Raw genomic sequence first — 13,889 nt, 5'->3', positions numbered from 1 at the left:
AGGCAGAGCGCTCCGTCACCGTTTGCGGCGCAGCCTCTTCAGGAGATATTCCGCAAGGGCAGTTGACTGCAAGGCAACGAGAATAATGACGATACCGACCACCACACGGGCCTCCGGCACCTCGTCAAACAGGAAATATCCAACAGCGGTCACGAACAGGATCGATAAATAGCCAACGGGTGCAAGGACACTGGCATCGGCAATGCGATAGGCCCGCAGGAAGCAATATTGCCCCAGCTGCGCCAGCAGGCCGATGGCGAGCAACGGCCCCCAGTCCAGCGGCGCGACCGGCTTCCATGTCCAGATCGCCGGAACGGCGGTGATGACGGCAAGGCCGACCGTATAGAACACCATCATCACCGTGGTGTTTTCCTGCCGCAGCGCCCGGGTTTGGATCACGGCAAGAGCACCAAACACCACCGAGACGAGGACAACCAGCACCCCCGCATTGAACGCCGCGCCGCCCGGCCCGATGACGATCAGAACGCCGACAAAGGCAAGACACGCCCCCGCCCAGCGATATCGGCTCACTTTTTCCCCTAAAACGGCAACGGCCATCGCCATCGTCACCAACGGCCGCGAAAAACCGACGGCATTGACAGTGGCAAGCGGCAGAAGAGTGATAGCGATAAAATTGCTGGTAAGCGCAATGGCGTTGCAGCAAATCCGGAAAATATTGCGCCATGGATATCGGACGCGCGCCATTTCCATTCGGTGTCGCCAGATGAGCGGCAGAATGAAGAGCAGACCGATCATCGCCCTTATGAAGACGAGCTGGAAAGCTGGATAGGTAACGCCATGCGCCTTGACGAGCGCTGTCATTCCACCCGAAACGAGGGCCATATCCATAAGCAGCCAGCCAATGCCCGCGCGGGCATTGGCGTCGCGCGGGTTTTCTACACTTTCGCTCTTTCCGTCGCCATTCACGCCGGCTGTACAAGATTGGCCATGAGGCGGAAGGCCCCCGGCACAAGCTTGTCCATCTGGTGATGCAGCACGAGGCTGGTATGGGTGTGACGGCCCTTGCCTATGATACCGGAGACCAGCGCGCCCTTGAGCGGCTGCTCATCGACATCATGCATCGCAAGCAACGGCTCGTAGACATCGTCCCAACGCGAGGCGAAATAAAGCCCGCGTTCCTTGTCCCAACCCGCCCAGTCGGCGGCATCGATCCTGTTGGGGCCGACAAGCAGCGGATGTTCGGGCGTCAGCACCGTCACCTCCGCCCTCGGGTCGGTCACCCGCCAGCGCAAGGAAGGCTTGCCGATCTCAAGCCGCCTCACAGGCGTCGTCTCCGGGTTCCATCCATCGGTCGGTCGGTGATAGAGCGTGACGAGATGGCCGCCATCTTCAACGAAACGATGAAGCTTTTCTGTTGCCGCGGCCAGATCCTTGCGGATGCCGAAAGCAAAGATGCCGATAACGATCGTCGTGAAGGACGACAGGTCGCCGCCAAGCGCCTGAGCATCGAGTTCGGTGACATCGAGGCCCATGCGCGAAAGCCAGAGACCCACCCTGTCGGCGCCACCGCCGACATAACCGACGCGCGCGCCTTCGGGCAGTTTGAGGTCCAGCGACAGGATTTTCAAAACGGAAGGCGCCAGAAACCTTGCCCTGCCGATATGCGGATAAGCGATGGGCGTGATCTGGAATGCGGGTTGTGAACCGACGAGCGCCTCGATCTGGGCAAGGCCCGCCTTCGCATCGCCAGTGCGTTCGGCAATCCAGTCGCCGCCGCGCTTGCGCAGGTTCCAGCCGCCCGTATTCCTGAACGACAGCGGCACATCGGCACCCTTTATATGCGCCTGAAAGACATGGGCGTCCTGCCGCTGTCCAAGCGGCACCAGAAGGGCATCTGGCGCTATCGTCAGCGACTGCGCGGGCGTCACGAAAAACGGCTCCTCCAGATCGAAGGCGGCCGAGACCTTTCTGCCTTCAACCGTTGCGGAAAGCAGCACAGAGGCATGGCCATTGCCGCCTAAGGCTTTCCAGTCGGGCTGGTAAAGCTCCGAAACTGCAGCATCCCGATCGGCGGCAAGCGAAAAGACCAGCGTCTCGCCACGCGACTGAATGGATGACGAGACACCCGATGGAAGGACCGGCGTGACCTCGACATCAAATTCAGCCGCCTTGTCTGAAAGCTCCACGGCAAGAAACGATGTCCCGCCCGGAACGATCTCCGCCGGCTCGGCATAGGCCCGCTCGAAAACATCGAGCGCCGTCAGGATAGCGGCGTCGACCTGCGCCCGCTTGCGCGCGATCCGATGCCCGTGCAGCTCCCTGAAATCCGTGGCTGCGGCTTCATCCACCGTCTGCAAAAGAGCCGCCGCCGCAAGAAGTGACGCCGTGATCCGCTGCCTGTCGGGAAATGCCGCGATTGCTTCGGTTATTGCCTGTTCGGCCTTGACCAGCGCCTTTGCCAGTCCGGCATCCAGCCCCGGAAAAGTCGCAAGGTCGGTGAGTGAAGACGGCAACCTGTCGAGGATCGAGCTTTCCTCTCCACCGACGGCGTCCGAGAGTTCGAGATGCAGCGGCCAGACCTCCTGCGCCCGCTGCGGCCAATGCCCCATTCCCTGCGAGGCGTGATAATAACGCGACCATTCGCCGATGCGGTCATATTGCGCACCGGTGGCCTGCTCCCTGCCCGGAACATTGATCGTCAGCGTCGTTTCCGGCGGCGGCACTTCGTCATCATAGGTATCGCCACCGCCCGACCAGGCGGGAAGATAGAACTTCGCCACCTTCCACGGTTTCAGCCCCTCGGCGAAATGCTCGGGATAGGCGGCAGGATCGGCCGCGAGCGCGATGGCGCTCTTTGCCGCCCGCGTCATGGCGCGGTGGTGCCCGTGCTGCCCCGGCACATCGAGAAAGGTCGGAATGACGATATCCGGACGTTCCTTGCGGTAGGCGCGCACCAGCCGCTCGACAATGCGTTGCTGCCCCCAGCGGTTAAAGGTCTGGTCGCCATCCTTGGAAAAACCGAAGTCGTGAATGATATCCGCCGGGCCATGGCCGAGCCAGCTGATATCAGCATCGATGACGCGAGCGGCCTCCTCCAGCTCGCGCGATCGGATGACGCCAAGCGCGCCGAGCCGCTCCGGCCCCAGCGCATTCTGCCCGCCCTCGCCACGCGTCGAGCAGGCGATGATGATCCTCATGCCGAGTTCCATGCGGAAATAAGCCAGAAGTCCGTTCTGCTCGTCGTCCGGGTGTGCGCCGGTATGCATAACGGTGACGGTGGATTTCAGCGCGCTCAGCTTGCGGTGCAGGCGTACAAGCCACGGATCGGCCATCTGCCGTTCGATGCGCTCCCGGGGGTTAAGCATGGGCGGTCTCCTCCAATATTCAGCCGGGTGCCTGCGCTGCGGCTCCCATGGATGTCTCGAGTTTTGGCGTGACGATGTCGAACAGCGGCAAGGCGGCGGCGCCGAGTGCGGCGGTCAATTGGCCGGACTTGCCGTGGATGACACGCGGCAGTTCCCGCTGCCGCCGGCTTGCGACCGAGGTTGGCAAAGGCCCCATCCGCGCAATGATTTCGCTGATGACGATTTCAGGTAGCGCACCGCCGAGAATGACTGTCTGGGGATCGAGAATATTCTCGAGCATGGCAACCATGGGCGCCAGATGAGCGGCGGCCTCCTCAATCCATTCCATCACCACCGGATTGCCCGCTTTGAACAGGGCTTCCAGATCGTCAAGCTCCGTATCCACGACACCGGCGCAGACAAGTTTTTCCTTCAGCACATAAACCGAGGCATAGGCTTCGAGGCACCCTCTCTGCCCGCAGGAGGGGCAAGGCCTTCCCTTCGGCGAGACGGTCACATGGCCGATTTCGCCGGCATTTCCAAACGCGCCGCGATAGGGCGATCCGTCCTGAATGATGCCGAGGCCGATACCGACGCCGAAATAGATCATGCAGAAATTCGGGATGGCCAGCCCCGCACCGAACAGCCGTTCCCCGACCGCTGCGGCCGTCGCATCGTTTTCCACCACGACCTGCTGGCCGCAGGCTTCCCCCAGCATCTGCCGGGCATCGATGCCACCCCAGCCGGAAAGCGTCGTCGGTCCGACGGAAGTCATGCCATCGATCTCGAAGGGACCGGGCATGACAACCCCGGTGCCGAGCAGCCTGCAGCCGAGATTTTTCGCAACAGCGGCATGTTCTGCGGCAAAGGTCGTGAATATGGCGTCCGGCGTCGTGTCCTTGAGGGGAGTAACACGATGGGTACGCAACACGCCGGCAAGATCAAGACCGACCGTGACCATATGGTCGGCGGCGATTTCCACACCGATGGTCGCCCCGCCATCCGGGTTGACGGCGAACTGGATCGGCGGCTGGCCCCTGCCGGTGCGGCGGCGGCCGAGTTCCTTCAACAATTCCTCGCCCATCAGCTCGTCGACGATATTGGCGACCGCCTGCGGTGTCAGATGTGTGATCTTGGCGATCTGGGCGCGGCCGAGCGACCCGTGCCGCCGGACGATGTCGAGCACGACTCGCCTGTTGTGTTCGCGGCTCCGCTCAGGATTTTTTCCGATTGCTACGGGATAAGCGTCCACCGTGTGCACCGTCATCTCTTCAACTTCCCGTCTCTTGGAAAATTCATAGCGTCGAATTGACGATAAGCGCAATATAATAATTCAAGTAAATTATCTTATTGACAAATGCGCGCCTTCAGAGAACCGTAGAGAGCGACCGGGGGTCAGGCTTGCATGGGGCGGAAGAGGAAACTCCGCTGCCGGCAAATCGATGAACGCGCGCGAAAGCGCGGATAAAGGGAACGATCGCTCCGCATCCGGAAGACCGGACGGAGGAAATGGAGGCTTACATGCGCAGGGCAACTCTGTTCGCCGGCTTGGTCGCCGGTTTCAGCACATTCGCATTCAACGCCGCACAGGCGGTTGAAATCGAATATTGGCAATATGTCTTCGATACACGCGTGAAGGCCATGGACGAGCTGATCGCGGAATTCCAGAAGGCCAATCCTGATATCACCGTCAAGCAGGTGACCTTCCCTTACGCCGATTACCAGACGCGCGTCATCGCCGCCAATCTTTCCGGCAAAGGCCCGGACGTGATGCAGCTCTTCTACGGCTGGCTGGACAAATTCGCAGCCGGCGGCATCTTGCAGCCGTTGCCGGCCGATGCTTTCCCGCATGACAAGATCGAAAGCGAATTTTTCCCCATCGTCAGCGCCATGAAGCGCGGCGACGATTATTACGGCCTGCCGACGGCGGTTCGCTCACTGGCGCTCTTCTACAACAAGAAGCTCTTCACCGAAGCCGGCCTCGATCCCGCCAATCCGCCGAAAACGCTGGATGAATTCGTCGCTGCTGCGGAAAAGATCGCCAAGCACGATGCCGCCGGAAACCTCACCGTTGCCGGCTCCACGCTCGACATGGGCGGACAGGACCATCAATGGTGGCGTGAGGTTCTCATCCGCCAGTTCGGTGGCGAGCCCTACATCGACAACGACCAGAAGGTCGCCTATAACAGCGAAGCAGGCGTTCAGGCCCTGAAGTTCTATACGAGCCTGCAGCTTGAGAAGAAGATCGGTCAGGTGGGCTTCATGGATGAAGGCCAGGCCGCCTTCCGCGCCGGCAAGGCTGGCATGACCATCGACGGCACGTTCCGTCTGGGATCCTTCAGGACCATCAAGGATTTCGAGTGGGGCGTGACCGAGCTTCCCACCAATGACAAGAATATCCGCTCCAACTATGCCAGCTATTTCGCCAACGGCATCAGCGCCAAGACGAGCGGCGAGGAACTGGAAGCCTCCAAGAAATTCCTTGCTTACATCTCCTCACCGGAAGCCATGGCGATCTGGCTGAAGACTGTCGGCGAGCTGCCGGCGCGGCGCGCCGCGGCACTGACCGAAGAGAACCTGAAGGACCCGGTCTACGCGCCGTTCCTGAAGGGCCTCGAATACGCCCATACGACCCTGTTCAAGGACGAAGCCGCCCAGCGGCAGAATGCCATCGACATGACGAACCGGATCTTGCTCGAGGGCCAGTCCGTCGAGGATTCCGTCAAGCAGGCCGCCGAGGCCGAGCAGGAAATCATCGACGCGGCGAAACCTTAAAACCCGCAGGTCCGACATGACAGCGATCGATCAACAGGGGGCGGCATCCGGCCGCCCCGGCGGCTCCTTCGGAGACCGCCTTTCCATGCGCACGAAACGGCTTTTGTGGATCTGGAGCTTTCTGGCGATCCCGATCCTGTTTTACAGCGTCATTCGTTTTTACCCGACGCTGCAGGCCTTCTGGCTGTCCTTCACCAACTGGGATTTGCTGCGACCGGCGAAGTTCATCGGCATCGCCAATTATGTGAAGCTGTTCAAGGACCCGCAATTCTGGAAAGTCTTCAGGAACACCTTCACCTATCTCATCATCGGCACGCCGATCAGCCTCGTTCTGGCTTTCGTCATCGCCTTTTATCTCGACCGGGTACGCATCCTGCACGGCTTCATCCGCGCGCTCTATTTCCTGCCCTATCTGACGACGGCCGCCGCGATGGCCTGGGTCTGGCGCTGGTTTTATCAGCCGCCGCCCATCGGCATCATCAACGACGTGCTTGGGCTTCTCGGCATTCCGCAGCAGCCTTTCATCCGCTCCACCGATCAGGCGCTTTATTCGATCATGATAACCGCCATCTGGGCGGGCCTCGGTTTCCAGATCATCATCTTCATGGCCGGCCTGCGCGCCATTCCGACAACGTTTTATGAAGCCGCGCGCATCGACGGCCTCGGCGAATGGGCGATCCTGCGCAAGATCACGCTGCCGCTCCTGAAACCCACCACCGTTTTCCTCGTGGTGTTTTCCTCCATCGGCTTCCTGCGCATCTTCGACCAGGTCTACAACATGACCACCAATGATCCGGGCGGACCGCTCGGCTCCACCAAGCCGCTGGTGCTGATGATCTACCAGACCGCGTTCAACTCCTATGCGATGGGTTATGCCGCCGCGCAGACGGTCGTTCTTTTCACCATTCTTCTCGTCGTATCGCTGATCCAGCTCTGGGTCCTGAGGGAAAAGAAATGAGCGAAGCGCCGCCACTCTCCCACGCCCGCATCCGCCCCGGCCGTATTATCGCCTGGACCATATTGTTTATCGGCGGCCTCATCATGGTCTCGCCGCTGCTCTTCATGTTCTCGACATCGTTCAAGACGGCGGACCAGGTCTATGATCTCAGGCTCATTCCGGCTGCACCGACGCTTGCGAATTACATCACCGTCATGGCAGACGGCCGTTTCCTGCGCTGGTTCTCCAACTCGATGCTGGTTGCGGTCATCGTCACCGTTTCCAACTGCTTCTTTGACAGTCTGGTCGGGTACACGCTGGCAAAATTCGAGTTTCGCGGCCGTTATTTCATCTTCCTGGCGATCCTCTCGACGCTGATGATCCCGACCGAAATGCTGGTCATTCCCTGGTATCTGATGTCCAGCCAGCTGGGCTGGCTCGATAGCTACTGGGGCATCATGTTCCCCGGCATGATGACGGCTTTCGGCACCTTCCTGATGAAGCAGTTCTTCGAGACGGTTCCGAACGACTTCATCGAGGCCGCGCGCGTCGATGGGCTCAACGAATTCCAGATCTGGTGGAAGGTCGCCCTGCCGCTGGTCACGCCGGCGCTTTCCGCACTCGCCATCTTCACCTTCCTCGGCAACTGGACAGCCTTCTTCTGGCCGCTGATCGTCACGACAAGCAAGGAACTTTACACGCTGCCGGTCGGGCTTTCGAGCTTTGCGGTGGAGCAGCAGATCCAGTGGGAAATGATCATGACCGGCGCCGCCATTGCGACCATCCCCACCCTTATCGTCTTCATCGTCCTGCAACGCTACATCGTTCGCGGCGTGATGCTGGCGGGTCTGAAAGGATAATATCATGGCCGATATGAACCCGCGCCTGTCGGATACCAGCAAATTTCCCGATCCGGTCTACAAGGAAACGGTTCTGCGCCCGCTGTTTGACGGCGCGAAGAACCACCATGTCGACGGTTTCCGCCGCATCGACCGTGCCCATCTGGTCATGCTTCGCGAAACCGGCATTCTCGATGCTGACACGGCGGCGAAGATCGCCGGAGCGCTGGAAGACATCGACAGAACCATCGAGCCATCGGAGCTGGTCTATACCGGCGAGGTCGAAGATTTCTTCTTCCTGATCGAAAAGGAACTGAAAGCCCGTATCGGCGTCGATATCGCCGGCCGCCTGCACACGGCCCGTTCGCGCAACGACATCGACCACACGCTGTTCAAGATCGGCCTCAAGGACAAGATCGATACGCTCACCGCCAAGGCGCGCGTGCTGCTGAAAGCCCTGATCGATACCGCCGAGCGTAATCAATCCACGCTGATTGTGGCCTATACGCATGGGCAGCCCGCCCAGCCCACCACCTTCGGCCATTACCTCTCGGCCGCCATCGAGGTGTTGATCAGGGATATTGACCGCTTCGCGGATGCCCGTCGTATCGTCGATCTCTCGCCGATGGGGGCTGCCGCCATCACCACCTCGGGCTTTCCCATCGACCGGGCGCGTGTTGCCGAGCTTCTCGGTTTTGCCGCACCCTTACGTAATTCCTATTCCTGCATTGCCGCCGTCGACTACACGACGGCAACCTATGCCGCGATCGAGCTGATGTTCCTGCATCTCGGCCGGCTCATTCAGGACTTCCAGTTCTGGACGAGCTTTGAAGTGGGCCAGATCTATGTGCCGAATTCGCTGGTGCAGATTTCCTCCATCATGCCACAGAAGCGCAACCCGGTCCCCATCGAACATCTGCGCCACCTCGCCAGCCAGACATTCGGCCGGGCACGGACCGTGCTCGATGTGATGCACAATACGCCCTTCACCGACATGAATGACAGCGAGGGTGAAACCCAGGGCATGGGTTACGAGGCCTTCACTTCTGCCGGCCGGGTACTCGATCTCCTCGCCAGCCTCGTCGGCCAGATCAGCATCGACCCGGAAAGGGTCGAGCAGAATATTCGCCGTTCCTGCATCACCATCACGGAACTGGCGGATTCGCTCGTCCGCATCGAAGACCTGTCTTTCCGGCAGGCCCATGAGATTGCGGCAACCGTCGCCAGAAGCGTCGTCGCGCTGAAGGGCGATCTGCCGAATGACGGTTACCAGCCTTTCCTCAAGGCGTTCGAGGAACTGGCGGGCCGCAAAACCGGCATCGATGAGGAAAAATTCAGGCAGATCGTCTCGCCGGAACATTTCGTCGCCGTTCGCAGCCGCTTCGGCGGCCCTGCCCCTGAACCGATGCGGGAGGCGATTGCGGCCTATCGCGGCAAGCTCGGTGCGTTTGAGGCCGAAGCACAACGATCCGCCGATTACGAAGCGGCGAAAGCTGCCGAGCTGGCAGAAAAATTTACCGCCCTGACGGGAGCGCGATAATGGCGACAATCGAACTCAATCAACTGGTAAAGCGCTACGGCAAGGTGGAGGCGGTCAAGGGCATCGACCTTGCCATTGAAGACGGCGAATTCGTGGTTTTCGTCGGCCCTTCCGGCTGCGGTAAATCCACCACGCTGCGCATGATCGCCGGGCTGGAGGAGATTTCCGACGGCACGCTGAAAATCGCCGGAAATGTCGTCAACGAGAAAGAACCGAAACAGCGCAACATCGCCATGGTCTTCCAGAACTATGCGATCTACCCGCATATGACCGTTCGCCAGAATATCGGCTTCGGGCTTTATACATCGAAGCTCGACCGCGAGGAAAAGAACCGGCGCATCGAAGAGGCCGGCCGGGTGCTGGGACTGGAAGCCCTGCTCGACCGCCGGCCCGCGGCCCTGTCGGGCGGCCAGCGGCAGCGTGTCGCCATCGGCCGCGCCATGGTGCGCGATCCCGCAGCCTTTCTTTTCGACGAGCCTCTCTCCAATCTCGACGCGCAGCTGAGATCGCAGATGCGCATTGAAATCAAACGTTTGCACCAGCGTCTTAAGACAACGACCGTATACGTGACCCACGATCAGGTGGAAGCGATGACCATGGCGGACCGGATCGTCGTGATGAAGGACGGTCATATCCTGCAGGTCGGCACGCCGACGGAGCTTTATGAGACGCCGGTGGATGTCTTTACCGCGCGTTTCATCGGCAGCCCCTCAATGAACCTGTTGCGCGGCGCCAGAACGACGAACAGCGTCGCGCCGTCGGCCACGGGCGAGCTGCTGATCGGCATTCGCCCCCATGATCTGCTTGTTGGAGAAGCCGATGCCACCCCGAACGCCTTCTCGCTTGAGGGAACGGTAACGGCGGTGGAGCCGCTCGGCCCGGAAACGCTGGTGCACCTGGATACGGCGACCACCTCCGTAATCGCAACGGCAAGGGGCAAATCCATTCCCGCCGTCGGCAGCCAGCTGCAATGCCGGGCGGAAACGGGCGCGCTTTACCTTTTCGACGCCAAAACGGAAAAGCTTCTGGGCCGCGCATGATGACAACAGAAAAATCAGCCGTCATCAGCATCGGCCGGATCTATTGCGACCTCATTTTCACCGGGCTTGACGAATTGCCGGTGCTCGGCCGGGAGCTTTTTGCCAGCGACATGGAAATCGCCGCAGGCGGCGGAGCTTTCATCGCCGCCGCCCATTTCGCCCATATCGGCCGCACGGCCGCGCTGCTGGCAAGGCTCGGCACCGACACCTTCTCATGCGCCATCGGCGAAAAAATGCGGCAGAGCGGTGTGGACCTGCAATTTCTGGAACATTCGGCGGATGCGGGACCGCAAGTCACGGTTGCGACGGTGGTTGGTCATGACCGCGCATTCCTGACGCGCCGCGCCGGCGCCGCCCGGCCATCCACCCTCGATGCCGCTTTTAGCTGGCAAAAGGCCCGCCATCTGCATATCGCCGAATTCGCCACACTGCACGAAATCCCCGATCTCATCTCCCGCGCCAAGGATAATGGACTGTCCGTCTCACTCGATCCGAGCTGGGATGCCTCGCTGATCTATGACAAGGGCCTGCTCAGGGCCTGTGCCGGCGTCGACGTGTTTTTGCCCAACCTCGAAGAAGCCGAAGCGATCACGGGCCATGCAAACCCTGAAGCAGCCCTCACCGCTTTGTCCGGAGCCTTTCCCGTCGTGGCCCTGAAGGGCGGCGCGCAGGGCGCCTGGGTCTCCTCGCCTGCGGGTTTCCATCACGCGGCGGCGAAAAAAGTCCCGGTGGTCGATACGACAGGCGCGGGCGATGCCTTCAATGCCGGCTTCATCGATGCATGGCTGCGGCGAGAGGAAGAGAAACTCTGCCTTGAAGCCGGTGTTGCAGCGGGAAGCCTTGCCGTGCAGGCGGCAGGCGGCGCTCCCAAGGTGCGTACGCCCGCCTGATCCGCCCTGCCCGCTTCACTCCCCGCGCGGATACCGCTGGTTTTCCTCCAGCACGTTGAGGTCCATGTGGTTGCGCATATAGCGCTCGGAGGCTTTCTGCAAAGGCTGGTAATCCCACGGGTAATAAGCGCCGTTGCGCAACGCCTTGTAGACCACCCAGCGCCGCGCCTGGCTTTCCCGCACCGCCGCGTCGAAAACCGGGAGCTGCCAGCGCCGGTCGATTTCAGCGCAAAGCGATGAGAGGACGGTGCTGAAAGCAGGGTCGCCGGCAAGGTTCGTGCGTTCCTCCGGGTCCGCCTCGATATCATAGAGCAACGGCGGATCGGCCTCGCAGACCGACAGCTTGTAGCGGCCGTCGCGAAGGGCGACGAGCGGCCCTATCGAGCCTTCGGCGGCATATTCCATCGGCACCGGGCCGCGCTCGCCAGTTCCCGCTGCCAGCGCCGCCAGATCTTCGCCATCCGTCCAGCGTTTGAGCGATGTGATATCGAGCCCCGCCAGACCGCAGAGCGTCGGCGTGACATCCAGCGTCGAAACCGGCGTGTCGATCAAAACCGGCTGCCAGCCCGGCGCGGTGATCATCAGCGGCACGCGGGCGGAACCCTCGAAGAAACACATCTTGAACCACAGCCCGCGCTCGCCCAGCATATCGCCATGGTCGGACAGGAACAGGATGATCGTGTCCTCCTCCATTCGAGTCGCCTTCAAGACGTCGAGGATTTCACCGATCTTCTCATCGATATAGGAGATATTGGCAAAATAGCCGCGCCGTGCGCGGCGTATCTGCTCTGGCGAAATATCGAAAGCTTCGTGATCGCAGGCTTTCAGCAACCGTTTCGAATGCGGGTCCTGCTCTTCGAAGGCGATGGCCGATGTCTGCGGATCGAGCGCCGGGCAATCCTCGTAGAGGTCCCAGAATTTGCGCCGCGCCACATAGGGATCGTGCGGGTGGGTGAAGCTGACCGTCAGGCACCACGGCCGGTCATCGAGGCGGCGCGACAGGTCGTAGAGCTTGCGGGTGGCGTGATAGGCCACCTCGTCATCATATTCCATCTGGTTGGTGATTTCGGCGACGCCTGCGCCGGTGACCGAACCGAGATTGTGATACCACCAGTCGATCCGCTCACCCGGCTTGGTATAATCGGGTGTCCAGCCGAAATCGGCGGGATAAATATCCGTCGTCAGGCGCTCCTCGAAGCCATGCAGCTGGTCCGGGCCGACGAAATGCATCTTTCCTGAAAGGCCGGTGTAATAACCCGCCGCCCGCAGGTGGTGCGCATAGGTCGGAATATCGGAAGCGAATTCAGCGGCATTGTCGTAAACCCGCGTGCGGCTCGGCAATTGCCCGGACATGAAGGAGGCGCGGGCCGGCGCGCAGAGCGGGCTTGCCGTATAGGTGTTGGCGAAGCGGACGGACCGCTTCGCCAGTGTTTTGAGATGTGGCGCGTGAAGAAAATCGGCCGGGCCATCGGGAAAAAACGTCCCGTTGAACTGGTCGGCCATCAGGATCAGGATATTGGGACGCGGCATTTCCACTTTCCGATTTTAGAGGCCAAGCTTGCCCTTGACGGCGTCCGCCCCCGGCTTGCCATCCAGCGTGGTAACACCCTGCAGCCAGCTATCCAGCGCTTTCGGATTTGCCTTCAGCCACGCTGTCGCCGCCGCCCTGGAATCCTCGCCACCGAGAATAGAGCCCATCAGGGTGTTTTCCATGCTGATATCGAATTTCAGGTTCTTGAACAGCGTTGCTGCATTCGGGCATTGCTGCGGCCAGCCGGTACGGGAAAGCGTATAAACTTCCGCACCCCCGAAATTCGGGCCAAAATAGGCGTCACCGCCGGAGAGATAGGCAATATCGATCTTCTCATTCATCGGATGCGGCGCCCAGGCGAGGAAGACCACGGCCTTCTTGTCCCTGCCCGCCCGTTCCACCTGCGCCAGCATGGCCTGCTCACCGGATTCGACGAGTTGCCAGCCTTTCAGGCCGAAATCATTGGCGTCGATGATCTTCTGGATATTCTGGTTGGCCGGTGCGCCCGGCTCGATGCCATAAATCTTGCTTTCGAATTCATCGGCGTGCTTTGCCAGATCGGCGAAATCCTTGACGCCCTTTTCCGCCATATAGGCTGGCACGGCCAGTGTAAACTTGGCGCCCTCGAGGTTCTTCGTCATCACCTCCGCCGCCTTGGCGGCATTCAGATCGTCCACGAAGGATTTCTGGGCCGGCATCCAGTTGCCGAGGAAAACGTCGATTTCGCCGTTTTTCATGGCCTGATAGCCGATCGGCACCGACAGTGTCTTGACGTCGGCTTCATAACCCAAGGCATCCAGCAGCACGGAGGCGACGCCATTGGTGGCGGTAATGTCGGTCCAGCCGGGATCACTGAGACGGATCGTCTTGCAGGCCGCGTCATCGGCCGCCTGAAGCGGGGTTGAGAAGGCCGCCACGGACAGAAAGAGACCGGCGGCGATGCGATGCAGATGAGAAATGGTTTTCATTGCGGCTCCCCTTTTATCAATCCAGTTTATTGAACACCACGTTGCTTTTGCCTGTGAAGCGGGT

The 13,889-nt window shown here is 60.6% G+C and carries 11 protein-coding genes; 6 read left to right on the top strand and 5 right to left on the bottom strand.

Going from position 1 to position 13,889, the window contains the following annotated elements:
• Positions 1–15 precede the first annotated feature (15 nt).
• Genes I3J13_RS15165 through I3J13_RS15155 form a run of 3 tightly spaced genes read right to left on the bottom strand, consistent with a single transcriptional unit; the run spans position 16 to position 4,572 of the window.
• The gene (locus I3J13_RS15165; protein ID WP_196379330.1) at positions 16–927 is read right to left on the bottom strand and encodes an EamA family transporter; all 912 of its coding nucleotides are present in this window, start codon (positions 925–927) and stop codon (positions 16–18) included.
• Complete coding sequence (locus I3J13_RS15160) at positions 924–3,326, bottom strand: PIG-L family deacetylase (RefSeq protein WP_196379329.1); 2,403 nt, start codon at positions 3,324–3,326, stop codon at positions 924–926. The genes I3J13_RS15165 and I3J13_RS15160 overlap by 4 nt, the downstream gene beginning before the upstream one ends.
• Before the next feature lie 19 nt (positions 3,327–3,345).
• Entirely contained in the window at positions 3,346–4,572 is a 1,227-nt protein-coding gene (locus tag I3J13_RS15155) for an ROK family transcriptional regulator (RefSeq protein WP_196379328.1), read from the bottom strand.
• 242 nt (positions 4,573–4,814) lie between these two features.
• Here I3J13_RS15155 and I3J13_RS15150 point away from each other — a divergent pair, with 242 nt between their 5' ends.
• The 6 genes from I3J13_RS15150 to I3J13_RS15125 are packed head-to-tail and all read left to right on the top strand — an operon-like array spanning position 4,815 to position 11,326.
• Positions 4,815–6,080, top strand: a complete 1,266-nt coding sequence (locus I3J13_RS15150; RefSeq protein ID WP_196379327.1) for an extracellular solute-binding protein — start codon at positions 4,815–4,817, stop codon at positions 6,078–6,080.
• A gap of 16 nt (positions 6,081–6,096) precedes the next feature.
• Positions 6,097–7,038 carry a carbohydrate ABC transporter permease gene (locus I3J13_RS15145; protein WP_003521738.1) on the top strand — a complete coding sequence of 314 codons (942 nt, stop codon included), beginning with the start codon at positions 6,097–6,099 and terminating at the stop codon, positions 7,036–7,038.
• The gene (locus I3J13_RS15140; protein WP_196379326.1) at positions 7,035–7,877 is read left to right on the top strand and encodes a carbohydrate ABC transporter permease; all 843 of its coding nucleotides are present in this window, start codon (positions 7,035–7,037) and stop codon (positions 7,875–7,877) included. The genes I3J13_RS15145 and I3J13_RS15140 overlap by 4 nt, the downstream gene beginning before the upstream one ends.
• Before the next feature lie 4 nt (positions 7,878–7,881).
• Positions 7,882–9,396, top strand: coding sequence for an argininosuccinate lyase (gene argH, locus I3J13_RS15135; protein ID WP_196379325.1), 1,515 nt, complete (start codon positions 7,882–7,884; stop codon positions 9,394–9,396).
• Entirely contained in the window at positions 9,396–10,436 is a 1,041-nt protein-coding gene (locus I3J13_RS15130; RefSeq protein WP_196379324.1) for an ABC transporter ATP-binding protein, read from the top strand. Before argH ends, I3J13_RS15130 begins: the two co-directional genes overlap by 1 nt.
• Positions 10,433–11,326, top strand: a complete 894-nt coding sequence (locus I3J13_RS15125) for a carbohydrate kinase family protein (protein WP_196379323.1) — start codon at positions 10,433–10,435, stop codon at positions 11,324–11,326. The genes I3J13_RS15130 and I3J13_RS15125 overlap by 4 nt, the downstream gene beginning before the upstream one ends.
• A 15-nt stretch (positions 11,327–11,341) precedes the next feature.
• Here the strand turns inward: I3J13_RS15125 and betC are convergent, their stop codons facing one another.
• Together betC and I3J13_RS15115 are read right to left on the bottom strand one after the other, a co-directional pair.
• The gene (betC, locus tag I3J13_RS15120) at positions 11,342–12,856 is read right to left on the bottom strand and encodes a choline-sulfatase (protein ID WP_196379322.1); all 1,515 of its coding nucleotides are present in this window, start codon (positions 12,854–12,856) and stop codon (positions 11,342–11,344) included.
• Positions 12,857–12,871: 15 nt separating this feature from the next.
• Complete coding sequence (locus I3J13_RS15115; RefSeq protein WP_196379321.1) at positions 12,872–13,825, bottom strand: choline ABC transporter substrate-binding protein; 954 nt, start codon at positions 13,823–13,825, stop codon at positions 12,872–12,874.
• Positions 13,826–13,889 lie beyond the last annotated feature (64 nt).

The sequence above is a fragment of the Agrobacterium leguminum genome, from assembly GCF_015704895.1.
In the GTDB taxonomy this organism is placed as follows: domain Bacteria; phylum Pseudomonadota; class Alphaproteobacteria; order Rhizobiales; family Rhizobiaceae; genus Agrobacterium; species Agrobacterium leguminum.
Note: the sequence above shows the minus strand (reverse complement) of the source record. Positions and strands in the feature narration are given on the sequence as shown.